The organism is Rhizomicrobium sp. (assembly GCA_037200985.1).
Taxonomy (GTDB): Bacteria; Pseudomonadota; Alphaproteobacteria; order Micropepsales; family Micropepsaceae; genus Rhizomicrobium.
Genome location: JBBCGJ010000001.1, coordinates 2,609,094 through 2,633,748, shown reverse-complemented (window position 1 = coordinate 2,633,748; position 24,655 = coordinate 2,609,094). Strand labels below are relative to the sequence as shown.

Annotated in this window: 28 protein-coding genes and 1 other RNA gene; 13 read left to right on the top strand and 16 right to left on the bottom strand. The window is 66.7% G+C overall.

Going from position 1 to position 24,655, the window contains the following annotated elements:
• Positions 1-4: 4 nt before the first annotated feature.
• The 3 genes from WDN01_12955 (at position 5) to WDN01_12945 (ending at position 2,655) form a co-directional block, all read left to right on the top strand.
• A complete protein-coding gene (locus tag WDN01_12955; protein ID MEJ0026928.1) occupies positions 5-1,171 on the top strand; it encodes an acyltransferase in 1,167 nt (388 codons plus the stop codon).
• Positions 1,172-1,255: 84 nt separating this feature from the next.
• Positions 1,256-2,218: a malate dehydrogenase gene (mdh, locus tag WDN01_12950; GenBank protein ID MEJ0026927.1), complete on the top strand. Its 963-nt coding sequence runs from the start codon at positions 1,256-1,258 to the stop codon at positions 2,216-2,218.
• Between the two features lie 23 nt (positions 2,219-2,241).
• A complete protein-coding gene (locus WDN01_12945) occupies positions 2,242-2,655 on the top strand; it encodes a DUF2141 domain-containing protein (protein ID MEJ0026926.1) in 414 nt (137 codons plus the stop codon).
• Positions 2,656-2,836: 181 nt separating this feature from the next.
• Here WDN01_12945 and WDN01_12940 read toward each other — a convergent pair whose 3' ends face one another.
• The gene (locus WDN01_12940) at positions 2,837-3,106 is read right to left on the bottom strand and encodes a hypothetical protein (protein MEJ0026925.1); all 270 of its coding nucleotides are present in this window, start codon (positions 3,104-3,106) and stop codon (positions 2,837-2,839) included.
• A 174-nt stretch (positions 3,107-3,280) separates the two neighbouring features.
• Between WDN01_12940 and WDN01_12935 the strand changes: the two genes are divergently transcribed.
• From WDN01_12935 to WDN01_12925, 3 genes are all read left to right on the top strand, one after another.
• A complete protein-coding gene (locus tag WDN01_12935; GenBank protein ID MEJ0026924.1) occupies positions 3,281-3,820 on the top strand; it encodes a GNAT family N-acetyltransferase in 540 nt (179 codons plus the stop codon).
• Between the two features lie 22 nt (positions 3,821-3,842).
• A complete protein-coding gene (locus tag WDN01_12930) occupies positions 3,843-5,093 on the top strand; it encodes an MFS transporter (GenBank protein MEJ0026923.1) in 1,251 nt (416 codons plus the stop codon).
• Between the two features lie 187 nt (positions 5,094-5,280).
• Positions 5,281-6,498, top strand: a complete 1,218-nt coding sequence (locus WDN01_12925; GenBank protein ID MEJ0026922.1) for an MFS transporter — start codon at positions 5,281-5,283, stop codon at positions 6,496-6,498.
• Here the strand turns inward: WDN01_12925 and WDN01_12920 are convergent.
• From WDN01_12920 to WDN01_12905, 4 genes are all read right to left on the bottom strand, one after another.
• Complete coding sequence (locus WDN01_12920; GenBank protein MEJ0026921.1) at positions 6,495-7,475, bottom strand: hypothetical protein; 981 nt, start codon at positions 7,473-7,475, stop codon at positions 6,495-6,497. The two genes, WDN01_12925 and WDN01_12920, sit on opposite strands and share 4 nt — an antisense overlap.
• A gap of 55 nt (positions 7,476-7,530) precedes the next feature.
• The gene (locus WDN01_12915; protein ID MEJ0026920.1) at positions 7,531-8,340 is read right to left on the bottom strand and encodes an inositol monophosphatase family protein; all 810 of its coding nucleotides are present in this window, start codon (positions 8,338-8,340) and stop codon (positions 7,531-7,533) included.
• On the bottom strand, positions 8,340-8,906 hold the full coding sequence (gene efp / locus WDN01_12910; protein ID MEJ0026919.1) for an elongation factor P: 567 nt from the start codon (positions 8,904-8,906) through the stop codon (positions 8,340-8,342). Before efp ends, WDN01_12915 begins: the two co-directional genes overlap by 1 nt.
• A 102-nt stretch (positions 8,907-9,008) precedes the next feature.
• The gene (locus WDN01_12905) at positions 9,009-9,755 is read right to left on the bottom strand and encodes a YebC/PmpR family DNA-binding transcriptional regulator (protein MEJ0026918.1); all 747 of its coding nucleotides are present in this window, start codon (positions 9,753-9,755) and stop codon (positions 9,009-9,011) included.
• A gap of 316 nt (positions 9,756-10,071) precedes the next feature.
• Here WDN01_12905 and WDN01_12900 point away from each other — a divergent pair, with 316 nt between their 5' ends.
• Positions 10,072-10,458 (top strand): hypothetical protein, encoded by a 387-nt coding sequence (locus WDN01_12900; protein ID MEJ0026917.1) that lies wholly within the window; start codon positions 10,072-10,074, stop codon positions 10,456-10,458.
• Positions 10,459-10,541: 83 nt separating this feature from the next.
• On the opposite strand, the gene WDN01_12895 is transcribed toward WDN01_12900, so the two are convergent.
• The gene (locus tag WDN01_12895; protein ID MEJ0026916.1) at positions 10,542-10,967 is read right to left on the bottom strand and encodes a UrcA family protein; all 426 of its coding nucleotides are present in this window, start codon (positions 10,965-10,967) and stop codon (positions 10,542-10,544) included.
• 179 nt (positions 10,968-11,146) lie between these two features.
• Between WDN01_12895 and WDN01_12890 the strand changes: the two genes are divergently transcribed.
• Both WDN01_12890 and WDN01_12885 read left to right on the top strand, forming a co-directional pair.
• Positions 11,147-11,686, top strand: a complete 540-nt coding sequence (locus WDN01_12890) for a peroxiredoxin (protein MEJ0026915.1) — start codon at positions 11,147-11,149, stop codon at positions 11,684-11,686.
• A 113-nt stretch (positions 11,687-11,799) separates the two neighbouring features.
• On the top strand, positions 11,800-12,351 hold the full coding sequence (locus WDN01_12885; GenBank protein ID MEJ0026914.1) for a carboxymuconolactone decarboxylase family protein: 552 nt from the start codon (positions 11,800-11,802) through the stop codon (positions 12,349-12,351).
• Here WDN01_12885 and WDN01_12880 read toward each other — a convergent pair.
• The 10 genes from WDN01_12880 to WDN01_12835 form a co-directional block, all read right to left on the bottom strand.
• Complete coding sequence (locus tag WDN01_12880; GenBank protein MEJ0026913.1) at positions 12,348-13,100, bottom strand: class III extradiol ring-cleavage dioxygenase; 753 nt, start codon at positions 13,098-13,100, stop codon at positions 12,348-12,350. The genes WDN01_12885 and WDN01_12880 overlap by 4 nt on opposite strands.
• A complete protein-coding gene (locus WDN01_12875) occupies positions 13,100-14,131 on the bottom strand; it encodes an aldo/keto reductase (protein MEJ0026912.1) in 1,032 nt (343 codons plus the stop codon). The genes WDN01_12880 and WDN01_12875 overlap by 1 nt, the downstream gene beginning before the upstream one ends.
• A 107-nt stretch (positions 14,132-14,238) precedes the next feature.
• The gene (locus WDN01_12870; GenBank protein MEJ0026911.1) at positions 14,239-14,577 is read right to left on the bottom strand and encodes a HepT-like ribonuclease domain-containing protein; all 339 of its coding nucleotides are present in this window, start codon (positions 14,575-14,577) and stop codon (positions 14,239-14,241) included.
• The gene (locus WDN01_12865; protein MEJ0026910.1) at positions 14,567-14,866 is read right to left on the bottom strand and encodes a nucleotidyltransferase domain-containing protein; all 300 of its coding nucleotides are present in this window, start codon (positions 14,864-14,866) and stop codon (positions 14,567-14,569) included. Before WDN01_12865 ends, WDN01_12870 begins: the two co-directional genes overlap by 11 nt.
• 31 nt (positions 14,867-14,897) lie before the next feature.
• Complete coding sequence (locus WDN01_12860; protein MEJ0026909.1) at positions 14,898-15,710, bottom strand: TIGR00282 family metallophosphoesterase; 813 nt, start codon at positions 15,708-15,710, stop codon at positions 14,898-14,900.
• 46 nt (positions 15,711-15,756) lie between these two features.
• Positions 15,757-17,364 (bottom strand): hypothetical protein, encoded by a 1,608-nt coding sequence (locus WDN01_12855; protein MEJ0026908.1) that lies wholly within the window; start codon positions 17,362-17,364, stop codon positions 15,757-15,759.
• Between the two features lie 147 nt (positions 17,365-17,511).
• On the bottom strand, positions 17,512-18,057 hold the full coding sequence (locus WDN01_12850) for a 5-formyltetrahydrofolate cyclo-ligase (GenBank protein MEJ0026907.1): 546 nt from the start codon (positions 18,055-18,057) through the stop codon (positions 17,512-17,514).
• A gap of 97 nt (positions 18,058-18,154) precedes the next feature.
• Positions 18,155-18,312, bottom strand: a non-coding RNA gene (ssrS, locus tag WDN01_12845) — 6S RNA.
• Positions 18,313-18,378: 66 nt separating this feature from the next.
• A complete protein-coding gene (gene zapA, locus WDN01_12840; protein ID MEJ0026906.1) occupies positions 18,379-18,738 on the bottom strand; it encodes a cell division protein ZapA in 360 nt (119 codons plus the stop codon).
• 11 nt (positions 18,739-18,749) lie between these two features.
• Positions 18,750-19,013 (bottom strand): DUF4164 family protein, encoded by a 264-nt coding sequence (locus WDN01_12835; protein ID MEJ0026905.1) that lies wholly within the window; start codon positions 19,011-19,013, stop codon positions 18,750-18,752.
• Positions 19,014-19,227: 214 nt separating this feature from the next.
• Between WDN01_12835 and tkt the strand changes: the two genes are divergently transcribed.
• The 4 genes from tkt to WDN01_12815 all read left to right on the top strand — a co-directional run bounded on the left by tkt (position 19,228) and on the right by WDN01_12815 (position 24,639).
• A complete protein-coding gene (gene tkt / locus WDN01_12830; GenBank protein MEJ0026904.1) occupies positions 19,228-21,234 on the top strand; it encodes a transketolase in 2,007 nt (668 codons plus the stop codon).
• A gap of 49 nt (positions 21,235-21,283) precedes the next feature.
• Entirely contained in the window at positions 21,284-22,291 is a 1,008-nt protein-coding gene (gene gap, locus WDN01_12825; protein MEJ0026903.1) for a type I glyceraldehyde-3-phosphate dehydrogenase, read from the top strand.
• A gap of 92 nt (positions 22,292-22,383) precedes the next feature.
• On the top strand, positions 22,384-23,580 hold the full coding sequence (locus WDN01_12820) for a phosphoglycerate kinase (protein MEJ0026902.1): 1,197 nt from the start codon (positions 22,384-22,386) through the stop codon (positions 23,578-23,580).
• Between the two features lie 33 nt (positions 23,581-23,613).
• Positions 23,614-24,639 carry a class I fructose-bisphosphate aldolase gene (locus WDN01_12815; GenBank protein MEJ0026901.1) on the top strand — a complete coding sequence of 342 codons (1,026 nt, stop codon included), beginning with the start codon at positions 23,614-23,616 and terminating at the stop codon, positions 24,637-24,639.
• Positions 24,640-24,655: the final 16 nt, after the last annotated feature.

Genomic DNA, 24,655 nt, shown 5'->3' with positions numbered 1-24,655 from the left:
AGGCATGTCGGGGGCTGCTCATGTGACGGCGCGGTTCCGCGCGCTGGACGGCTGGCGCGGGATCTGCGCCCTCCTGGTCGCCGCCCACCACATCGAGGCGCGGGGTTTTCTCTATTGGCAGCCCTTGATCCGCAACGCCTGGCTGTTCGTCGACTTTTTCTTCGTGCTGTCCGGTTTCGTGATCGCGCATGCCTATGGCGACGCGCTGGCCTCGGGACCGCAGATCAGGACCTTCGCCATCCGCCGCATCGGCCGTCTCTGGCCGCTTCATGTTGCGATGCTGGCCGCGCTGGTCGCGCTGGAACTGAGCCATCTCGCGATCGCGCAGGGACATCCGCTGGCCGGAGACCGCGCTGCCTTCACCGCGGATCGTTCGCCCTATGCGATCCTGACGAACCTGTTCCTGGTGCAATCGCTCGGCCTGTATCCTTACGAGACCTGGAACGGTCCGGCCTGGTCGATCAGCACGGAATTCTACACCTATCTTGTCTTCGCGGCGGTCTGCTTCGCGGCGCGCGGACGAACGGTCCGCTTCGCGCTTTCGTTGCTGCTCGCGGCCGGCGGCGCCGTCGTGCTGGCGCGTTTCTCGCGCTACGGCATGCGCGAGACCTTCGGTTGGGGCTTCTTCCGCTGCCTCTTCGGCTTCTTCACGGGCGTCCTGGCGTACGAGGCCTGGCGGCAAGGCGTTGCAAGATGGTTGAAGGGGACGATTGCCGAACTCGTTGCGGTTGCCGCCGTCATCGGCTTTCTCACCCTCGTGCCCGGCGACCGCGCCGGCGAATTCCTGGCGACGCCCCTCTTCGCGCTCGCGGTCCTGGTCTTCGCCGGCGAGGGCGGGATCGTCTCCCGCGCGCTGACGACGCCGCCCGCGGCGGCGCTCGGACGCTGGTCTTATTCCATCTATATGGTCCACACGCTGGTGCTCGCGCTCCTGTTCTCCGCGGTTCACATGGCGGAGCCTGTCTTTCAACGCACCTGGCTGGTCCAGACACCGGACGGCAACGCCATCCTGGCGCTGGGCCGGGGCGACGATTTCGCGATGCTGGCGGTGCTTGCCGCGGTCGTTGCGTTGGCCGCCTTCACCTGGCGCCATATAGAGCGGCCGGGCCAGCGCCTGTTCAACCGCTTGGCCGCGCCGAAAGCCGTTGAAACGGCGGCACAAATTCCGTGATCGGGCGCCGCGCGCTGTTTCCTTGCCGCCGGGCCCGGCCCACGCTACTTAGCCCCCCGGCAAATCTCCCGGAAAGGACTTCCCATGGCCCGCAAGAAGATCGCGCTCATCGGTGGCGGACAAATCGGCGGCACGCTCGCCCATCTCGTGGCCCTGAAGGAACTCGGCGACGTGGTGCTGTTCGACGTGGTGGAAGGCCTGCCGCAGGGCAAGTCGCTCGACCTCGCCCAGGCCGGCCCGGTCGAGGGCTTCAACGCGAAGCTCAAGGGCACCAACTCCTATTCCGACATCAAGGACGCCGATGTCGTGATCGTCACCGCCGGCGTGCCGCGCAAGCCCGGCATGAGCCGCGACGACCTGCTCGGCATCAATCTCAAGGTCATGTCGGCGGTGGGCGAGGGCATCAAGGCCAACGCCCCGAACGCCTTCGTGGTCTGCATCACCAATCCGCTCGACGCCATGGTGTGGGCGCTGCGCCAGTTCTCCGGCCTGCCGCACGAAAAGGTCGTCGGCATGGCCGGCGTGCTCGACTCGGCGCGCTTCCGCCACTTCCTGGCCGAGGAGATGGATGTCAGCGTCGAGGACGTCAGCGCCTTCGTGCTCGGCGGCCATGGCGACACCATGGTGCCGATGCCGCGCTTCTCGACCGTGGCCGGCATTTCCCTGCCCGAGCTCGTCAAGATGGGCTGGATCAAGCAGGACCGGCTCGACGCCATCACCCAGCGCACGCGCGACGGCGGCGCGGAGATCGTGGGCCTCCTGAAGACCGGTTCCGCCTACTACGCGCCCGCGACCTCGGCCATCGCCATGGCGGAGAGTTATCTTAAGGACAAAAAGCGCGTGCTGCCCTGCGCCTGCTATGTCAACGGTGCTTACGGCATCAAGGATCTCTATGTCGGCGTGCCGGCGGTGATCGGCGAGGGCGGCATCGAGCGCATCGTGGAACTCGAGCTCACGGCGTCCGAGAAGGAACAGCTCGCCAAGTCCGCCGATTCGGTAAAGGGCCTGATCGACGCCTGCAAGAAGCTGGATCCCAGGCTGGCATAGCGCCCGGGGGAAAGGACGGACAGGTGCTTCGACTCCTCCTTGCGGGCGTACTCGCGCTCGCGGCCGTCCCCGTCCCGCTCGCGACGCTGACGATCAAGGTCGAAAAGGTGAGCCCGCGCGGCGGCGACGTCCGTGTCGCGCTTTACACAAGGGACAATTATTCGGGCGATGCCGACGCCACGATCGACGCGATCGTCCCGGCCAAGCCCGGCGAGACGATCGTCGTGCTGAAGCCGGTCAAGCCCGGCATCTATGCCGTCAAGCTGTTCCAGGACTTCAACCGCAACGGCGAGTTCGACATGAACTGGATCGGCCTGCCGCTCGAGAAATACGGTTTTTCGAACGACGCGTCGCCCACCCTCAGCGAGCCGCCTTTCGACGCCACCAAGTTCGAATTGCGGCCGGGCGCCAACACCATCACCGTCCATCTGCGATAGCGGATGCCGCCCAAAGAAATGGGCCGCCATGCCTGAAGCAGTGCCTCGGCAGGCGGCCCGAAATCACGGAATCACCCGCGACGGTGCGAATCTCTCATTCTGCTCCGTGTTCTTCTATCCGCATTAGCACGACTGGACGCGGCGGCCCGATCTGCTATTGCGCGATTCGCGGGTACGGAAGTCAGAATCGGATCCAGATGCCCGGTGCCCACACCCAGACGCCGTTGCGCCAGTTCCAGGCGCCGGCGCGCCAGCGATAATGGCCGCGCGGCTGGGGCGTGCGGCGCTCGAAACGATTGGGCGGCCGGTGGTTGCGGTCGTGGAAGACATCGTGATGGCCGGACATCATCGCACCGCCGCGCGGGGGCGCGGCTTCCGCGGGCATCAGCGCCAGCGGCGCGGCAAGCGACAGCGCAAGGGCGGTCGCGAGTAATTTGGTTTTGATCATCATGGTCGTCTCCATCGGTTACGGGCAGCGCCCATTCAAAGAAATCGTATCTGTCCCTCGCCTTGCGCAAGCATGAACTGCTCGACAGGGCGTACAGTTTCCGCGATCTTTGTCGCTGACTGTCGCGCAATCCGATGTTGCCGCTGAAAATGCGAACACCGTGAATGGAGGATGAACATGATTCCGCGCCTCGAGACCGGGCGGCTCGCGCTGCGCGAATGGCGGGCCGAGGACTTCGACGCACTCGCGCAGTTCTATGCCGACGCGGAGGTGATGAAATTTCTCGGCGGCGTGATGGAACGCAACGACGCCTGGCGCGCGCTCGCCGGCACGATGGGCCATTGGACTTTGCGCGGTTACGGCACCTGGGCGGTGGAGCGCAAATCGGACGGCGTCCTCCTCGGTCGCGTCGGGCTCATCAATCCCGAAGGCTGGCCGTCGCTGGAACTGGGCTGGACGCTGGGGCGTCCCCATTGGGGCCAGGGCTATGCCAGCGAGGCGGCCGCCGCGGCGTTGGACTATGCCTTTCTGACGCAGCCGGTCGACCGCATGATCTCCTGCATCGATCCCGACAATAAGGGCTCGCAGGCGGTCGCGCAGCGCATCGGCGAGACGAAGGGCGAACGGCGCACGCTGCGCACCGGCGGCAAGGATTTCGAGGTCGACATCTGGAGCATCGCGCGCGGCGAATGGCAGCGGCGACGCGCCGTCGCTTGACCCGCGCGCCCAATCGCGCTCCATGGCCGGCATGACGGACGTCCCGCCCACGGTCTATCGCGACCGCGACTTCTATGTCTTCGCCGCCGTCCGGTTCATCGTGACGATCGCCTTCCAGATACAGTCGGTCGCGATCGGCTGGCAGGTCTACGACATCACGCACTCGACCTTCGCGCTCGGGCTCGTCGGACTGTGCCAGTTCGGCCCGATGTTTCTCCTCACGCTGCCGGCCGGCGACATCGCCGACCGTTTCGACCAGCGCAAGGTGCTGAGCGCGACGCAGGCGATGCAGAGCATCTGTTCCGGCCTGTTCCTCATCCTCGTCCTGTTCGCGCCGCAGGTCGCATGGCCCTATTACGCCGTACTGATCCTGTTCGGCGCGACGCGCGGCTTCTACGGCCCGGCATCGCAGTCGCTGCTGCCCTTTCTCGTCCCGCCGGAGAAGCTGCCGCGAGCCATCGCGCTGTCGTCCTCGGTATTCACCACCGCGACCATCGCCGGTCCGGCGCTGGGCGGTATCCTGTTCGCGCTGGGTCCGACGGCGACCTTCTCGGTCAGCCTCGTATTGATGGTGATCGCCTCGCTGCTCACCGCTTCGCTCGGGGGGCGGCAGCGCCCGCCCCATGTCGATACGGGCGCCTCGGGGATCGAGCGCGTGCGCGAGGGCATCGATTTCGTGCGCCGTCGTCCCGTCGTGCTGGGGGCGATTTCGCTCGATCTCTTCGCCGTGCTGCTCGGCGGCGCCACCGCGCTGCTGCCGGTCTATGCGAAGGACATCCTGCATGTCGGGCCCATCGGGCTGGGCGTGCTGCGCAGCGGTCCGGCGGTCGGTGCCGCGCTGACGGCGTTCAGCCTGGCGCGCTGGCCGATCCAGCGTCGCACCGGCATGATCATGTTCATCGCCGTCGCGATCTTCGGCGTCGCCACCATCGTGTTCGGCCTGTCGACCAATTTCTTCGTCTCGCTCGCGGCGCTGGCCGTGCTCGGCGCCTCGGACATGATCAGCGTCTTCGTGCGCTCGGCCCTCATCCAATACGCCACGCCCGACGAGATGCGCGGCCGCGTCAGCGCCGTCAGCATGCTCTTCATCGGCGCCTCCAACGAGCTCGGCGAGTTCGAATCCGGCATCACCGCCGACTGGTTCGGCACGATCCTCTCCGTCGTGATCGGCGGCATCGGCACGCTGGCCGTGGTCGGGGCGTGGATGGCGCTTTTCCCGCCGCTGCGGAAGATCGACCGGCTCGCCGACGCGGCGAAATCGCCGGTCACCTGACGCGTCGTCGCACATGGGGGTGCAATCCCGTGCGTGACCGGGTTCGCCGCGTTTCCGTGAAAGCCCGCCCGTCGTCGGCAACAGAAAAATACGGTGCGGACACGGACATATTGCTTCACAGAACAGGCGCGAGCGCCGGCAATCTCGTGCAATATGAACCCGGCGGGAACAAGCGGGATGCGTACCGATGGCATTGGATGCACTGAAGGGCTGGACCTCGACGCAGAAGCACGTCGTCGCGGCCAGCTATCTCGGCTGGACGCTGGATGCCTTCGATTTCTTCCTCATGGTCTTCGTCATCAAGGACGTGGCGCATGAGTTCGGCGCCGGCAAGGCGGACATCGCCTGGGCGACGACGCTGACCCTCGCCCTGCGACCGCTGGGCGCATTCATCTTCGGGCGCCTCGCCGACCGCTTCGGCCGGCGGCCCGTCCTGATGGCGGACGTCGCGCTCTATTCGGTGCTCGGCTTCGCGACCGCCTTCTCGCCGAACCTCATTGTCTTCCTCGTCATCCGCGCCCTGTTCGGCGTCGCGATGGGCGGCGAATGGGGTACCGGCGCCTCGCTCACCATGGAGACAGTCAAGCCGGAAGCGCGGGGCCTCGTCTCGGGCCTGCTGCAATCGGGCTATCCGACGGGATACCTGCTGGCCAGCATCGTCTATCGCAACTTCTACGACGTGCTGCATTGGCGCGGCATGTTCCTGATCGGCATCGTGCCGGCGCTGTTGATCCTTTACATCCGCCGCCACGTCCCGGAATCGCCGGGCTGGTCGCGCGACCATGCGCGGACCGGAACGGTGCTCAGCGTTCTCAGCCGGCACTGGAAGCTGGCGCTCTACGCCATCGTCCTGATGACCGCGTTCAACTTCTACAGTCACGGCACGCAGGACGCCTACCCGACCTTCCTCCAGGTGCAGCACAAATTCGATACCCACACGACCGGCAATATCGCGATCCTCTACAATATCGGCGCGATCCTCGGCGGCTGGACATTCGGGCTGTGGAGCCAGAGCTTCGGGCGGCGGCGCACGATCATCGTCGCGTCGCTTCTGTCGATTCCCGTCGCCTGGCTGTGGGCCTATTCCGAGACCGCCGCGATGCTCGCCCTGGGCGCTTTCCTGATGCAGTTCTTCGTGCAGGGCGCCTGGGGCGTGATCCCGGCGCATCTGAACGAGCTGTCGCCGGCCGATGCGCGCGGCACGTTCCCGGGAACGGTCTACCAGCTCGGCAATTTCATCGCGTCCTACAATCTGGTGCTTCAGACCAGGATCGCGGACAGCCATGGCGAGAACTATTCGCTGGCGCTGTTCGGCGTTGCGGTGGCGGCCGCCGTCGCCATCGCGATCCTGACCGCGTTCGGCCGCGAGGCGCGCGACATCCGGTTGGACGCGAAGCCGGCTTAGGCCCCGACGAAGACGTCGACCCGGTCGGCCGGTCCGCTGTCGTCGGCGCCGCCGAGCGCGCGCACGTCGATCTTCTCGGCCGGCACGCCGTCCTCGATGAGCAATTCGCGGATCACCAGGGCACGCTTGAGCGCGAGCCTGTGCGCGTCCGACGACTTGTCGCCGCGCGGCCCGCCATAGGCGTTGAGCTGCACGTGCTGGGCGCCGGAATTGATCGCCGCGTTCAGCGCGGTCGCCAGGGTATGCACCGCATTCACGTCCGGGCCGGCCGGGCTGCTCGCGCCGGGCGCGAAGGGGATCGAGCTCTGCTTGCGCAGGCCGGCGGCGACGCTTGGCGGCGGTGTCGTGTTGGCGGGCGGCGGCGTCGCGCTGGCGACGCGGCGCGGCGGCGGGCCGGCCACCTGGCGCACCCTGAAGACGGTATCGGGCTCGGACGCCGCGGGTTTGGGCGGCGTCGCCGCAGCGGCGCGCGGCTTGGGCGGCGCGGGCATCGGGCCGGGGTCGGCCATGGGTCCGACAAGGCGCGAGGCGCTGTCTTCCGGCATGGATCCGGGATCGGAGGAATGCGGCGCGGGTCTGGCGGCCGGCGGCGGCGCCTGGCGCGCGACGCGCCGGGAAGGCGTCGGGGCCGGCGACGGTGTGTTCATGTCCGGCGCGCTGGCGAACTGGTCCGGCGAGGTCGCGAGGCCGGCATCGCGGGCGGCCGGCGCCGTGGCGACCGGCGGCGCGGCGCGTGCGGCCCGGCGCGCGACACGGGGACGCTTGACCGGCATGTGCAGGCGAATGGGACCCTGCCGCTCGCCCGGCTGCAGCAGGTTGCCGATATGCCGGCCGTATTTGCCGCCCGGATAGAGCAGATAGCCATGGCCCAGCGCGGACGGGTTCACCGTCACCTCTTCGCCCGGATACACCTGGCTCGCCGCCGGCGCCGTGCAGAAGAGCAAGATCGTCGCGCCGAGCGCGAAAGCGCGTTTCATTCGCCGGTTCAGCCCATTATTCGCGTGCGGACCATAATGTCCTATGCTCCGCGCCTCAACCTTTGGCCGCGCGCCCTGCGTCTTTCAAAAGTTTCAGGACGGGTGCGTGCAGATACTCGTTGCTGGCCAGGATCTGGCCGCCGTTCAGGGCGTCCGGCCCGCCGGCGAGATCGGTGACCACGCCGCCCGCTTCCTTGACCAGCAGGATACCTGCCGCAACGTCCCAGGCATTGATGCCGCGTTCCCAATAGCCGTCGAAACGCCCCGCCGCGACATAGGCGAGATCCAGGCTCGCCGCGCCGAAGCGCCGCACGCCGGCCGTCACCGCCATGACCGCGGCGAGCTCATGCTCGAACGTCTCATGTCCCGGGCGGCCGAGGAACGGGATGCCGGTGGCCAGGATGACCTCGTTCAGCTTCTTGCGCGCCGCGACGCGCAGGCGCTTGTCGTTGAGATAGGCGCCATGGCCCTTCTCGGCGACATACATCTCGTCGGTCACGGGATTGAAGATGACGCCGGACACCAGCGCCCCATCGCGCTCCAGCCCGACGGAGATCGCGAAATGCGGGATGCCGTGCAGGAAATTCGTGGTGCCGTCGATCGGATCGATGATGAAGCGGTGCGACTTGTCGGGGCCGTCGATGACGCCGGTCTCCTCGGTGAGGAAGCAGTAGCCGGGCCGCGCCTTGGTCAGCTCTTCGATCAGCTTGGTCTCGGTGCGCTTGTCGGCGGTGGAGACGAAATCGGCCGGTCCCTTCATCGACACCTGGAGGTTTTCGATCTCGCCGAAGTCGCGGATGAGGCCGCGGCCGACCTTGCGCGCGGCGGCGACCATGACGTTCAGGGCCGGGGACAGATAGGGCATTACTCGGCCCGCCGGACGTAGGAACCGTCCTCGGTGGAGACCACGATTCGGGTGCCGGCATCGATGAAGGGCGGGACCTGGACCATCATGCCGTTCTCGAGCTTGGCGCCCTTGTAGGACGGCGCGGCGGTGCCGCCCTTCATCACCGGATCGGCCTCGACCACTTCCAGCGTCACCTGCGCCGGCAGCTTGATGGAGATCGGCTTGCCTTCGTAGAGCTGGAGCATGACCTTCATGCCGTCGACGAGGAACTGCGCCTGGTCGCCGACCCAGTCGGCCTGGAGCTCGATCTGGTCGTAGGTCTCGACATCCATGAAGGTCAGCATGTCGCCCGCGGCGTAGAGGAAGCTGAAGTCCTTCTTGTCGAGATAGATTTCGTCCACCGCCTCGTCGGAGCGGAAGCGCTGGTTCAGCTTGGTGCCCTGGATGATGTGCTTGAGTTCGACCTGGTTGTAGGCGCCGCCCTTGCCGGGCTTGACCTTCTGGGTCTTGACCGCGACCCACAGCCCGCCGTCGTATTCGATCAGCGTGCCGGGCGAGATTTCGTTGCCGGTGATCTTGGCCATAGTCGCATGCGGCGCCGGTTTAGGGCGCGTTCCCAGGTTCAAACGGACAAAGAGCGCGCGGGTGATAGCAGGCGAAGGCCCCGATGTCACCCGGCCCGTAAATTACGACGATAGCTTCGCCATCAGCGCGTCGGACAATTCGTAATTGCCGTAGACGTTCTGCACGTCGTCGTGGTCGTCGAGCGTCTCGATCAGCTTGACGAGGCTTTCGCCCGCGTCGTCCTTGACCGCGACCGTATTCTGAGGGCGCCACACGAAGCCGGCGGAGGAGGGGGCGCCGAGCTTGGCTTCCAGCGCGTCCCGCACCGCGATGAACTGGTCGAGGCCGGTCAGGAATTCGTGCGCCTCCTCCGTGGAGACCACCTCGTCGGCGCCGGTCTCGATGGCGAGTTCGAGCATCGCGTCGTCGCTGCCCTTGTCCTTGGGATAGACGACCTGGCCGACATGGTTGAACAGGAAGGCGACCGAGTTGTTCGCCACCATCTCCCCGCCGAACTTCGAGAAGGTCGAGCGCACATCGGCGGATGTGCGGTTGCGGTTGTCGGTCAGCGCCTCGACGATCAGGGCCACGCCGCCGGGACCGCGGCCCTCATAGCGGACCTCGTCGTAGTTCTCCGCGTCGCCGCCCTGGCCCTTCTTGATCGCGCGCTCGATATTGTCCTTGGGCATCGACTCCGCCTTGGCGGCGATGATCGCGGTGCGCAGGCGCGGATTGTGGTTGGGATCGGGCAGGCCCGATTTGGACGCGACGGTGATCTCGCGGCTGAGCTTGGAGAAGAGCTTGGAGCGCTCCTTATCCTGCTTGCCCTTGCGGAACATGATGTTCTTGAACTGGGAATGACCGGCCATGGCTGTCTCGTGGATGCGGCGGGTGAGATAGCCGGGGGCGGGCGAAGGATTCAAGGGCATGTCGCGCGCGATCGGCTCCGGCACGCCGGCGAAAGGACCCTTCGAAACGATTTTGCCGTTCCAATCGGCCGAAACTGGGTTAAGCGACTGAGTCGCCAGGGAAAACGGCAGGGACAACCTCCATCGGGAGGCTGCGGGACACGGTCTTGAGAGATCGTCGAAGCGCACAATCCATCTCTTGAACAAAGGGGGAACATGGTATCAGATTTCGCCCGGGCCGCAAGCAAACCGGACCGCGCGGGATTTTGGGGGACGCATGTACTGGCTCAAAAGCATCGGCGCGGTGGTCGCGGGCATCCTGATCATCGGCATCGGATCGACGGCGACGGATGTCGCGCTTCAGGCCCTCGGCATCTTCCCGCCCTTCGCCGGCGCGGCCTTCGCGACGCCCTTGCTCCTGATCGCCACCGCGCATCGCGCGGCATGGGCGGTCGTTTCGAGCGCGGCCGTCGCCTGGCTGGCGCCGTCGCGGCCGATGACGCACGCGCTCGTCTTCGGCGCCATCGGCGCGGTGCTGAACATCGTGGGTGCGATTGTCGAGTGGAAGGCCGGCGCGCACTGGTATCCGTTTACGCTCGCCGCGATCTCCCTGCCTTGCGCCTGGATCGGCGCGACGCTGGTGGGACGTCGGCCCTATTCGTGATCGCATGGAGTGTCCGGTCGGCGTGACCGTCCGGCGACAAGGCGAAACGGCCACCGGCTCCCCACCGGCGGCCATTTTCGCATTCAACCGTGGTCGGCTTTCGTGATCGCCGCCTTGACCTGCATCATCGCGTTGGCGACGGCCGTGCGATAGCAGGGCGGGCTGCCCGCCGTCCGCAGCGTGAAGTAGAGGTTGGGATCGTCGCACAGATTCCGCGCCGTCTCGCGCACGCGCATGCGCAGCTCGCGCCGGCCGGCATGCGTCGTGAGATCGAGATCGTCGAAGCGCACCGCGCGCGAGATCGAGCGAAGTTCGATCGGGGCGCCGATCGCGCTGCGCTTGTTGGGCACCATGGTGACGACGACGCGTTCCGGTATGCCGCTGCTGTCTTCGACATAGCTGGTGCTGCCCGCTTCCTGCGCGCGCGCCGGCACGGCGGCGAGCAAGGCGAGCGATGCCGCTCCGAAGAGAAGCGAACGGGTGAAAAACGAAGGGGAGAAAAACGACATGACACACTCCTTTGGGTTGGTCGCTTGCAGAACGGCGCGCGCGAAGATTCTGTTTCTCGTGTCAGCCGAACCATTCGACGCACCTTCCGGCAGCACGTCGCAGGACGACGCGCTTGACAAATATTAGAATAGTTCTAAGTATCAATCGCAACGAAACCCGAGCTTTTGAGGAGCCTTTCATGCTGCGTATCGGCGATAAATTCCCGGACTTTGCCTTGACCGGCGTCGTTTCCACCGACCCGAAGACTGCCTTCGCAGACTTCACGCAGGCGAGCGACGCCGGCAAATGGAAGGTCGTGTTCTTCTGGCCCAAGGACTTCACGTTCGTGTGTCCGACCGAGATCGCCGCCTTCGGCAAGCTGAACGGCGAGTTCAACGATCGCGACGCGGTGGTCTATGGCGCGTCGATCGACAGCGAGTTCGTGCATCTTGCCTGGCGGCAGAACCATGCCGACCTGAAGTCGCTGCCGTTCCCGATGCTGGCCGACGTCAAGCGCGAGCTGACCGGCGCGCTCGGGATCATCGACCAGAAGGCCGGTGTCGCGCAGCGCGCGACCTTCATCGTCGATCCGGAAGGCATCATCCGCTTCGTCTACGTCACCGATCTGGATGTCGGCCGCAATCCGCAGGAGGTCCTGCGCGTCCTCGACGCGCTGCAGACCGACGAGCTCTGCCCCTGCAACTGGCAGAAGGGCGATGAGGTGCTGAAAGCAGCTTAACTTGGCCCCCTCCGCCCTTCGCGCCTGACGGTGCTACGGGCACCCCGCCGGCGTGCTTCGCATGCGCGGGGGAGGCGGGCCTTTAACGCGGTAGACACCGCAAAGGAAATCCCATGTCCCTCGAACATCTGAAGTCGCGTCTTCCCGACTACGCCAAGGACCTGAAGCTCAACCTGTCGTCGCTGGCGGCGGAGAGCGTGCTCACGGAACAGCAGAAGGCCGGCACCTTCATCGTCTCGGCGCTGGCTGCGCGCAACGCCGAAACGACTGCGGCGGTCCTCGCCGAATTCGGGCCGAAGCTCTCGCCCGAGGCGCTGGCCGCGGCGCAGGCCTCGGCCGCGATCATGGCGATGAACAACATCTATTACCGCTTCACGCATCTCGCCTCCGCGCCGGACTACAAGACCATGCCGGCAAGGCTGCGGATGAACGCGATGGCCAAGCCCGGCGTCGAGAAGGCCGATTTCGAGCTGTGGTCGCTGGCGGTGTCGGCGATCAATGGCTGCGGCATGTGCATCGACAGCCATGAGAAGGTCCTGCGGGAGCACGGTGCGACCACCGAGGCGATCCAGGCCGCGGTCCGCATCGCCAGCGTCGTCCACGCCGTAGCGGTGACGCTGGACGGCGTCGATGCCGGCGCCGCGACGCTGGCGCAGGCGGCTTAAGCGAAGGAATAGGCATCCATGCGCAGCGGGCCGAAGGTCGCGCTGGCATGGATGCATTCCGCCTTGCCGCCCGCGCCATAGGCGACGAACAGCGGCAGCAGATGCTCCTCCTCCGGATGCGCCTGCACGGCATAGGGCGCCCGGCCGCGATAGTCGATCAGCGCCGCGTCGTCGCGCGCCCGCAGCGCGTCGTCCATCCAAGCCGCGAACAGTTTCGACCATTCGGGCTCCGGCGCGTCCACGCCGCGCCGGTCGAGCAGGCGCAGATTGTGCACGAAGCTGCCCGAGCCGATCACCAGCACGCCCTCGTCGCGCAGCGGCGCCAGGGCGCGGCCGAGCGCGATGTGGTGCGCCACGCCCAGATGCGGCTGCACCGCGATCTGCACCACGGGGATATCGTGCGCGGGATACATCAGCAGAAGCGGCACCCAGGCGCCGTGATCCAGGCCCCGGCCGTCCTCGATTTCGGCACCGAGCAGCGCGGCCACCCGGTCGCTGAGTGCCGCGTCGCCGGGCGCGGGATAGGCGAGGCGATAGAGCGCTTCGGGGAAACCGTAGAAGTCGTGGATCGTGCCGTTGACCGCGGCGCGGTTCACCTCGGGTGCCTCCGTCTCCCAATGCGCCGTCGCGATCACGATGCCCTTGGGGCGCGGCAGCGACGCGCCGAGGCCCAAAAGGAATTCGCGCGCCGGCACCGCATCGAAGGGCAGCGTCGGCGCGCCATGGGAGACGAAGAGGGACGGCAGCATCACACCCGCGTCGGGAAGGGGTTGCGCTCCTTGAACTGCTTCTGGTGCCAATAGGGATAGGGCGGCGTCACCGCGCTCGCGTGATCCAGCACCTTCACCTGCTCGGGCGTCAGGTTCCAGCCGATGGCGCCGAGATTGTCCTTGAGCTGCTGCTCGTTGCGTGCGCCGATCACCACGGTCGACACGGTCGGGCGCTGCAGCAGCCAGTTGAGCGCGACCTGCGGCACGGTCTTGCCGACCTCCTTCGCCACCACGTCCAGCGCGTCGACCACCTTGTAGAGATGCTCGTCGGGCACCGGCGGGCCCATCTCGGCGGTCTTGTGCAGGCGGCTGGTCTCGGGCAGCGGCTGGCCGCGGCGGATCTTGCCGGTGAGACGGCCCCAGCCGAGCGGCGACCACACCACCGCGCCCAGGCCCTGGTCGAGGCCGAGCGGCAGAAGCTCCCACTCATAGTCGCGGCCGATCAGCGAGTAATAGGTCTGGTTCGCGACATAGCGCGGCAGGCCGTATTTGTCGGCCGTCGCCAGCGCCTTCATCAGATGCCAGCCGGAGAAATTGGAGACGCCGATATAGCCGATCTTGCCGGCGCGGATCAGCGTGTCGAGCGTCGAGAGCACTTCCTCGGGCGGCGTCTTGGCGTCGTAGCCGTGCAACTGGAAGAGATCGATATGATCGGTGCCGAGCCGCTTCAGAGAACCCTCGACGGCGCGGGTCAGGTGGAAGCGCGAGGAGCCCAGATCGTTGGCGCCCTCGCCGGCGCGGAACGTCGCCTTGGTGGAGATCAGGACCTTGTCGCGGCGGCCCTTGATCGCGGCGCCCAGGACTTTCTCGGATTCGCCGGCGGAATAGATGTCGGCCGAGTCGAACATGGTCAGGCCGTGGTCGAGGCAGATGTCGACGAGGCGCGTGGCCTCCTTATCGTCCAGGCCGCCCCAGGCCTTGAACAGCTCTCCCTTGCCGCCGAACGTGCCGGTGCCGAAGCTGAGAACGGGGACGTTGAAACCGGAACGCCCCAATTGACGGTATTCCATGTGTGGATTCCTTTGCGGATGGCTGTCGGGCAAAAGATCGTGCGATGCCAGATGTCTTTCAACCGTGACGACAGTGCGGATAATGCCGAAAGCCCGGCGGACGCGGATCAGCCTGATAATTCGCTCACCGCGGCCTGCTCCAAGATCGGCAAATGCTTGGTCACCGTGTCCCACACGCGCTCTTCGGTAATGACGTCATAGCCGTGTCGATAGACATTTCCGGCGTCCCTCACCGCGATCCAGTCGATATGCCTATGGCGGGCCTGGATGTCGGCGCCGAGATGACGGGAGGCTTCCGAAATAATCGCGAGGGCGCGCATGACCGCGTAAAAGGTCAGGCGATCGGCGGCGAACGCGTCGAAGGAACGTCCCGCAATGAACTCGCGAATGTAAGCGATGTTCTGACAGATATGTTCGAGACGGCGACGTTCGGAATCAGAAGGCATCCACGGCGTCTTTCAACGCGCTCTGCATATGCGGTTTGACGGCCTTGCGTTCGACGAGATCGATCCTGCGACCGATCAAGGCCGCAATGTCGGTTTGAAGCCGGACGTATTCGTATATCCCCGATGGCCTCTCGCGCTCGAGATCGACCAGGACGTCCACGTCGCTGTCCTCCCGCGCGTCGCCGCGCGCGACCGAGCCGAAAATGGCGGCATGCCTGACGCCGCGGGCGCGCAGCATCGCCTGATTGGCGCGCAAGATATCCAGGGCCTTTTCGAGGGTCATCGACATGGCGGCATTTTAGCACAATCCGGCGCGGCGGTCAGCCTGTCGGCAGCGCCGGCTTCAGCCGTCCGCCGAGGCGCACGGGTTCGATGCGCGTCGCGAGGCCCCTGGCGTTCGTCTCCGCGAACACCGCGCACAAGGTCGCGGGGCCGGTCGCGGGCGTGAAGCGGCCGCTCGACATCTTGGTCACGAAGCGCTGCACCGGCTGGTATTTCTCCATGCCGATCACGCTGTCGTAATCGGCGCAGGCGCCGGCATCGGTCTGGTAGGCGGTGCCGCCGGGAAAGATCTGCGCGTCCGCCGTCGGGATATGGCTGTGGCTGCCGACGACCAGACTGGCGCGGCCGTCGCAGAACTGGCCCATCGCCATCTTCTCCGACGTCGCCTCGGCGTGCATGTCGACGACGATGGCGTCCGCCGCCTCGCCGAGCGGGCAGGCGGAGAGCTCGGCCTCGACGGCGGCGAAGGGATCGTCCAGCGCATCCATGAACACCCGGCCCATCGCGTTGATCACCAGCACGCGTTCGCCCTTGGCCGTCTGGTAGAGATTGGCGCCGCGCCCCGGCGTGCCCTTCGGGTAGTTCAGCGGGCGCAGGATGCGATCCTCGTCGCCGATGAAGGACAGGATCTCCTTCTGGTCGGCCCAGTGATTGCCGGTAGAGATCACGTCGATGCCGGTGGCGAAGAACTCGCGCGCGATGGCCTGGGTCAGGCCGAAGCCGCCCGCCGCGTTCTCGCCGTTCGCGATCACGAGGTCGAGCCCGAGCGATTGGCGGAGCCGCGGCAGCTCCGCCGCCACGACGTCGCGGCCGGGTTTTCCGATGATGTCGCCGATGAACAGGATGCGCATGGCCGCTCCTTATCACAAAGGAGCGGCCGAAGGCGAAGGGCGCCTATCAGCGCGTCGCCGTCCAGGTTCCGCTGAACGGGCCGATCGACCAGGTCCCCTTCAAGGTCACGGGATCGACGAATTTGAACGTCCCCTTGCCGGAGCCGACGATGACGGAGGTCTGCGACAGGTCCATCGTCAGCGTGCCGGCGCTCAGCAAGCCGTTGTTCACCTGCCCGTTGGCGCGGCCGACGTCATAGGTGCCGCGGATCGCGCCGCCGGAAACGAACAGGGTCATCGTGTAGCTGTAGCCGCTGTTCACCATGACGTGCCAGGTGCCCGCGAAATCGTTGAGCGAGGCCGTGCTGCTGCCGCCGGATGGCGTGCCGCCCGCACCGCCGCCGCTCGCACTGCCCATGCCACCGCCGCCGGACGGACCGCCGGAGAACGCGTTCGCCGGCAGGCAGTGCAGGCCGAAGCTCTGCACCGCGCCCGACGCATCGAGCCAGCCATAGATTCCCGTCGCGACATTGTTCGGCCCGCAGGTGATGGTGCCGTGCGTCCAGTTCTCGAGATTGTTCGGCGCGCCGCGGCCCATATAGTCCGTGGCCTGCGACCCGCAGCGCAGGCGCAGCCGCGCGATGCCGCCATAGGACGAGACATCGCCGTCCAGCGCCGTGACCGCATAGGGCGGCGTACATTTGAGCATCCTACCGGACGGGAACGCGCCGCTGCCGAGCGTGCCGCCCTGCTGCGGCAGGCCCGACCAGGTGCGCCCCGCATAGACCGCGCATTGCACGTCGAGGCGGTCCAGGTTGCCCGCCTTGCCCGAACCGTAGAGGCCGATCATCGCCTTGCCCGTCGGGCAGACGATGTCGATCTGCCGGCCGCCGCCCTGGCGGCCGAGCGGGAAGGAGGCGCCGCCGGCGGTGTCGATCGGCTGGGGCGGAGGCGGCGGCGGCGGCGGCGGCGAACCGCCGCCGAAGGGCGGCGGCACGGGGGGCTGCACGACGCATTGCAGGCCGATGCCGTGCACGCCGTCGATCTGGAAACGCGGCGCCTGCTCGAACGCGCCGGGCACCCCGACCGACAGGCCTTGCGCGAGCCTGCCGTCGACGCAGCGCTCCTTGTGGGTGAAGCCGGGATTGACGGCCGGCCCCGACGGATAGGGCTTGGTCGTGTTCATGTCGGCGATTTCCAGCGGATCGTCGCTGGTCATGCCGATGACCGGATCGTTTACCGATTCCGCCTGGGTGACGATCCCGCGGCAGCGGAACACGATCTCGTCGAGCATGGTGAACGGATCGCCCGGCACGCCGAGCGTCGTGTCCTTCTGCTCGAATTCGGAGAAGGCGATGTATTCGATCGCCTGGCCCGGCGGGCAACGCTTTTCCTGGACCACGCCGCCGCCGTTGAAGCCCATGATCTGGGCGGGCGCGCTGGGCACCAATTGATGCGAGGCCGGATCGTAGGTCGCGCAGAGCGCGCCGATCGAATTGAACCACGCGCCGGTGCGCGCATGGATGCCGACCATGAAGCCGCCGTCGCAGCGGGTGAAGAAGTTGGACTCGAAATCGCGGTAGAACTCGCCCTGCGGCGGAAAGGTCTGCGCCGCGGCCGGCGCGGCGGTGAAAAGAACCAGGACGGCCGCAAAGACTGCTCCGATAAAACGCATGGTCACCCCCCAACTACGCCATGGGAGCCCGCTCAACTCTGTCGGTTGTCTCGATCCCCCAGGGGAAGCTTAGCACAGACAACATGCCGTGTAATGTTTCCACTACATGCATGTGGCGAAACTTTTTGCGCCCGCGCCGCCGGCGCCCTATGTCCGGTGAAAGCGGCGCAGGCCGTTTTCAGTGATCACGGCGTCGAGCGGATGGTCGTGCGCCTCGCGCGGCAGGGCAGCCACTTCCTGTCCGGCATAGGCGACGCCGATGGCGGTGACGTCCTTCAGCGCGGCCAGCGTCCTGTCGTAGAAGCCGCCGCCATAGCCGAGTCTGTGGCCGGTTGTGTCGAAGGCCAGCAGCGGCACGAGGACGAGGTCGGGAACGGCCTCGGGCGCGCTCGGCAGCGGCTCGGGAATACCGAAGGCCGAGGCATGCATCGCATCGCCCATTTTCCAGGCGCGGAAGGTGAGCGGCCGGCCGGGTTCGACCGAGGGCAGGGCGAGCCGATGGCCCTTCGCGGCCAGCGCCGCCATCAGCGCGCGCGGATCGGCCTCGTCGCGGAACGGAAAATAGCCGGCGACGACGGCGCCGGGCGCGACGGCGATATCGCCGGCGAAGCGCGCGATGGTCTCCGTGAAGTCGGCGCGCGTCAGCGTGGTGCGATGGCGGCGGGCGGCGGCGCGGAGGTCGGGTTTGGACATCAACTCTATCCTACCCTCCCCTTGAGGGGTTCCTAGCGCCAGCGTGGGAACCCCTCAAGGGGAGGGTAGAGGCGCGGGAAGCTGCGAGAGATAGCGGACGGAACCGCCATCGCCGTTGGTGTTTGGATCCTCACGGGCCTGCAAGTGCAGGTGGGCGCCATATGACCAAGACCACGATCCTGGCCAGGGACAGCTCCCGGTGAGTACCATTAAGGCCCCTGGGCATCGCTAACCTGACGCGCGGGGCAGTGTCCGTCCGCCTCCTATATAGGTCAGCGGTGGGGAGAATGAAACGGCGGCGGTCCGAGCGGCCTGTCTGCGCTACGCCACGCCGAGTTTTGCCGAAAGCTCTTCCATGCGCTTGCCGGCCGCCTCGAACGCGTCGGCGGCGGCGGCTTCGGCCCGATCGAGCCTGCCGCTCACATCGTCATGCGTGTCGCGCAAGCCCGCGAGTTCCTCGGTGCGCAGATGCAGCTGCGATGCCGTTTCGTGGTGCTCGTCGGCGATCAGCAGCGCCGCCATCAGCAGCAGGCGCGTCTCGCCCACCTGTCCGACGCTGGCGAGCAGCTCCTTCACCTTCGCGTCGACATGGCCCGCGAGCTCGCGCAGATGATCCTCCTCGCCGTCGTCGCAGGCGATGGTGTAGGCACGGGCATTGACCATGACATTGACGAGCGGCATCGGCGTCTCCTTCAGCGGCCGAGGGCGCTTCGGATTTCGCCGATCGCGCCGTCGAGACGGTCTTCGACGTCCTCGGTGATGCCGGCCAGGGCGCGGTTTTCTTCTTCGAGCTCGGCAATGCGCGCAAGCAGCCTTTCGCGCTCCTCGCCGAGTTCGGCGACCTTGGCGCGCAGATCGGCAGCGGAGGCCCTGAGGGCGGGGATGTGCGCCGCCTTGTCTTCCAGGGCGCCGAGCGCCGCATCGAAGCGCTGCCGAGCGGTTTCGAGCCTCGTCATGCGCGCTCCTCCTCTTCGCGAGTCATCTGTACAAGCCGAGCGGACCTTAGGCTTGTGGGTGCCGTGCGGCAACGCACAAAAGCCGCAGGTTCCACGGGAGCGATTGTGCCTGTCGGAAATTGTCGGAAGGCGCCGGTTCACAGGCGTCGTTGCGCGCCCTTGACGGGGACCGAGGGCGCTCGCTAAGGCCAAGTCCCGTTGCGGAGAAGTTTACATGGATCAGGACAAGGCTCCGCCGGAGCAGGCCGAAATCAGGCGCCTCGCCAACGCCATCCGCGGCCTCGCCATGGACGCGGTGGAACAGGCGAAATCCGGCCATCCGGGCCTTCCCATGGGCATGGCCGATGCGGCTACCGTCCTCTTTTCCCGCTTTTTGAAATACGACCCGGCCGATCCGGCCTGGCCGGACCGCGACCGTTTCGTGCTCTCCGCCGGCCACGGCTCGATGCTGCTTTATTCCCTGCTCTGGCTGACGGGCTATCCGGGCATCAGCCTCGACGCCATCAAGCGCTTCCGCCAGGTCGACAGCCCTTGCGCCGGCCATCCCGAGCACGGCCACATCCCCGGCATCGAGACCACGACCGGTCCCTTGGGGCAGGGCATCGCCAATGCGGTCGGCATGGCGCTGGCCGAGCGCATCCTGAACGCCCGCTTCGGCGACGACCTCGTCAACCACAAGACCTATGTCATCGCCAGCGACGGCGATCTGATGGAAGGCATCAGCCATGAGGCGATCCATCTCGCGGGCCATCTGAAGCTCAAGAACCTCGTCGTCCTCTGGGACAACAACAACATCACGATCGACGGGGCGCTGTCGCTGTCCGAGACCGGCAACATGATCGAGCGCTTCGAGGCGGCGGGGTGGCGGACGACGGTCTGCGACGGCCATTCGGCGCAGGAAGTCTATCGCGCGCTCCACGACGCGCAGGAAAGCGAGCAACCGGTCCTGATCGCCTGCAAGACGGTCATCGGCTTCGGCTTTCCCACCCGCGCCGGCACGCAGAAGGCCCATTCCGACGCGCCGGGCGCCGAAGAGATCGCGGGCGCCAAGAAGGCGCTCGGCCTGCCGGGGGACGCCTTCGCGCTGGAAGACGGCGTGCTCGAGGCGTGGCGCAAGATCGGCACGCGCAGCGCGGCCGCGCGCGAGGCCTGGAACGGGCGCAAGGCGAAATCCGACAAGGCGAAGGATTTCGACGCGACGATGAGCGGCGCGATCCCGGCGGAACTCGGCAAGGCGCTGGGCGAATTGAAGGCGAAGCTGGCGGCGGAGAAGCCCAATGCCGGCACGCGGCGCACCTCGGAGAAGGTGCTCGAAGTCGTCAACGGCACGCTGACGACGACGGTCGGCGGCTCGGCCGACCTGACGCCGTCCAACAACACCAAGACCAAGAACATCACCGAGATCAAGCCGGACCATTTCGACGGCCGCTATATCCATTACGGCATCCGCGAGCACGGCATGGCGGCGGCGATGAACGGCATGGCGCTGCATGGCGGCATCATCCCGTATGGCGGCACCTTCCTGGTGTTCTCCGATTATTGCCGCCCGTCGATCCGGCTCGCGGCGCTGATGGGCATCCGCGTGGTCTTCGTGATGACCCACGATTCCATCGGCGTGGGCGAGGATGGGCCGACGCACCAGCCGGTCGAGCATCTGGCGGCGCTGCGCGCGATCCCGAACCTCACCGTCATCCGCCCCGCCGATGCGGTGGAAACGGTCGAGGCCTGGGACATTGCGCTGAATCACACAACCGGCCCCAGTCTCCTGGTGTTCTCCCGCCAGGACGTTCCGACGCTTCGCACCGCCGACACGGTGGGACAGAACCTGACCGCGAAGGGCGGTTACGAGATCGCCGCGGCCGAGGGCGCCAAGGTGACCCTGCTCGCGACGGGCTCCGAAGTGGGCCTGGCGATGCAGGCGCGGGACTTGTTGGGCAAGGATGGGATCGCGGCCCGCGTCGTGTCGCTGCCGAGCTGGAGCCTGTTCGAGCAGCAGCCCGAAACGGAGCGCGACGCCGTTCTCGGCAAGCATACGGTCCGGATCGCCGTCGAGGCCGGGGTGCGCGAAGGCTGGGACCGCTATATCGGGCCGCATGGCCGCTTTGTCGGAATGCATGGTTTTGGCGCAAGCGGGCCGTATAAAGACGTGTACAAGCATTTCGGCCTGACGCCTGAAGCCGTGGCGGATGCCGCGAAAGAGGCGCTGAAGGCGAAGCACTGATCGACCTCCCCGGGGTTGGGGCGGCAGATGTCTGTTGGGAGAAAAGAGCATGGCTATCCGCGTCGCAATCAACGGCTTCGGCCGCATCGGGCGCCTTGTGTTCCGCGCCATCGTCGAGAGCGGGCGGCGCGACATCGAGGTCGTCGCGGCCAACGATCTCGGGCCCGTCGAGACCAACGCGCATCTGCTGCGCTACGACTCGGTGCATGGGCGCTTTCCCGCCAATGTGACGGTCGACGGCGATTACATCGTCGCGGCCGGTCACAAGGTGAAGGTCACCGCGGTGCGCGACCCGGCGGAGCTGCCGCACAAGGCGCTGGACGTCGACATCGCGCTGGAGTGCACCGGCCTGTTCACCTCCAAGGACAAGGCGTCGGCGCATCTGAAGGCGGGCGCCAAGCGGGTGCTGGTCTCCGCCCCTGCCGACGGTGTCGACCTGACGGTGGTCTATGGCGTCAACCATGAGAAGCTGACCAAGGATCACATCGTCGTCTCGAACGGCTCGTGCACGACGAACTGCCTGGCGCCCGTGGCCAAGGTCCTGAACGACACGATCGGGATCGAGAAGGGTTTCATGACAACGATCCATTCCTACACCGGCGACCAGCCGACGCTGGACACGCTGCACAAGGATCTTTATCGCGCCCGCGCCGCCGCGCTGTCGCAGATCCCGACCTCGACCGGCGCCGCCAAGGCGATCGGCCTGGTGCTGCCGGAGCTCAAGGGCAAGCTCGACGGCATTTCCGTGCGCGTGCCCACGCCCAACGTCTCGCTGGTCGATCTCAAGATCGTCGCCAAGCGCGACACCACGGTGGAGGAAATCAACGCAGCGATGAAGGCCGCGGCCGCCGGATCGCTCAAGGGCATCCTCGACATCGTCGAGGCGCCGCTGGTCTCTAGCGATTTCAACCACAATCCGGCGTCGGCCTCTGTGGCGCTGCCAGAGACCAAGGTGATCGGCGGCAATCTCGCCGGCGTCCTGGCCTGGTACGACAACGAATGGGGCTTCTCCAACCGCATGGCCGACATCGCGGTGGTGATGGGGAAGCTGATCTAGATCGGATTGTCATGCCCGCGAAGGCGGGCATCCAGACTCGCGGCCCTGGAATCCCGCTTGCGCGGGAATGACAGCCGCATGAAGGGTGGAAAATGCCGGCGTTCAAGACCCTCGACGACCTCGATGTCCGCGGCAAGCGGGTGCTCGTCCGCGCCGACCTGAACGTGCCGATGAAGGACGGCCATGTCACCGATGCCTCGCGCATCGAGCGGCAGGCGCCGACGATCCGCGAACTCGCGGAGAAGGGCGCGCGCGTCATCGTGCTCTCCCATTTCGACCGGCCGAAGGGCGAGGTCGTGCCGGCGATGTCGTTGAAGCCCGTCGCGGGGCCGCTGTCGCGAGCGCTCGGCAAGCCGGTCGCCTTCGCCGACGACTGCATCGGCGACGCCGCGAAGGCCACCGTGGCGAAGCTGAAAGACGGCGACGTGCTGCTGCTCGAAAACACGCGCTTCCACGCCGGCGAAGAGAAGAACGACCTCGATTTCGCCAGACAGATCGCGAGCCTCGGCGATATCTACGTCAACGACGCCTTCTCCGCCGCCCATCGGGCGCATGCGACGACGGAGGCGCTGGCGCATCTGCTGCCGCATGCCGCCGGCCGCTCGATGGAGCAGGAGCTCAAGCATCTGGACAAGGCGCTCAGCGATCCCGAGCGGCCGGTGATGGCGGTGATCGGCGGTGCCAAGGTGTCGACCAAGATCGCGCTGCTGGAAAACCTCGTGCAGCGCGTCGAGACGCTGGTGATCGGCGGGGCGATGGCCAACACCTTCCTCGCCGCCGAGGGCTTCGAGGTCGGCAAATCGCTGGTCGAGCGCGACCATATCGAGACCGCGCTGCGCGTCGTGCACCTCGCGGGCGACAGCGGCTGCGCGCTGATGCTGCCGGTCGATGTCGTCGTCGCCCATGAATTCAAAATGAATGCGCCGCACCGCACCGTCGACATCCGCCATGTCGGCAAAACCGAGATGATCCTGGACGTCGGCGCCAAAAGCCTCGAAGCCTTCCGCCAGCGTCTGGCGGGAACCCGCACGCTGGTGTGGAACGGCCCGCTCGGCGCCTTCGAGACCAGGCCGTTCGATGTCGGAACCGTGGCCGCGGCGCGGATGGTGGCGGACGCGACCAAGGCCGGCGACCTGCTCTCGGTCGCGGGCGGCGGCGACACGGTGGCGGCGCTGAATGCCGCAGGGGCGGCAGACGACTTCACCTATGTCTCGACAGCGGGCGGCGCATTCCTAGAATGGCTCGAAGGACGGGAGCTGCCCGGCGTGGCGGCCCTGAGCAATGGCTGAACGACGCGCGAGGCGCGCCTTGGGGGATCTGACATGAATCTCGCGGATTTGAACGCGATCGCCTTGAAGATGACGGCCGGCGGCAAGGGCATCCTGGCGGCGGACGAGAGCACGTCCACCATCAAGAAGCGTTTCGACAAGATCGGCGTCGCCAATGTCGAGGAGAACCGCCGCGACTATCGCGAGCTCCTGTTCCGCACCGACGCCGCGATGAAGAATTATATCGGCGGCGTCATCCTGTTCGACGAGACGATCCGCCAGAAATCCGCCGACGGCGACGGCACGCCGCTGGTGGAGTTGATCGAGAAGTCTGGCGCGGTGCCGGGCATCAAGGTCGATGCCGGCGCCAAGCCGATGGCGCTCGATCCCGAGCAGACGATCACCGAGGGTCTCGACGGACTGCGCGAGCGCTTCGTCGAATACCACAAGCTCGGCGCCCGCTTCGCCAAATGGCGCGCGACCTACAATCCGGCGAAAGTGACCTACAATTCCGTCGCCGCCAACGCGCATGCGCTCGCGCGCTACGCGGCGCTGGCGCAGGAGAACGGCATCGTTCCCATCGTGGAGCCGGAAGTCCTGATGGACTACGACAACGATATCGACACCTGCGCGGCGGTGACCGAGTGGGTGCTGAAGGAGGTCTTCCAGCAGCTCTACTACGCCAATGTCGCGCTCGAAGGCATCGTGCTGAAGCCGAACATGGTCGTGCCGGGCATGAAATGCGCCAGGCAGGCGAGCGTGGACGAGGTCGCGGACCGCACGGTCGAAGTGCTCAAGCGCTGCGTGCCGACCGCCGTGCCTGGCGTCGCCTTTCTCTCCGGCGGCCAGTCGGACGAGGACGCGACGGCGCATCTCTCCGCGATGAACGCGCGGCACAAGCTGCCCTGGCACCTGACCTTCTCCTACGGACGCGCGCTGCAGGCGGCGCCGCAGAAGGCGTGGTCGGGCAAGAAGGAGAATGTCGCGGCCGCCCAGGCCGCCTTCCTGCACCGCGCCCGGATGAACAGCCTCGCCGCGCTCGGCAAATGGTCGCCGGCCGAGGAGAAGAAGGCGGCGTGAAATTGAAGCCAAGTTC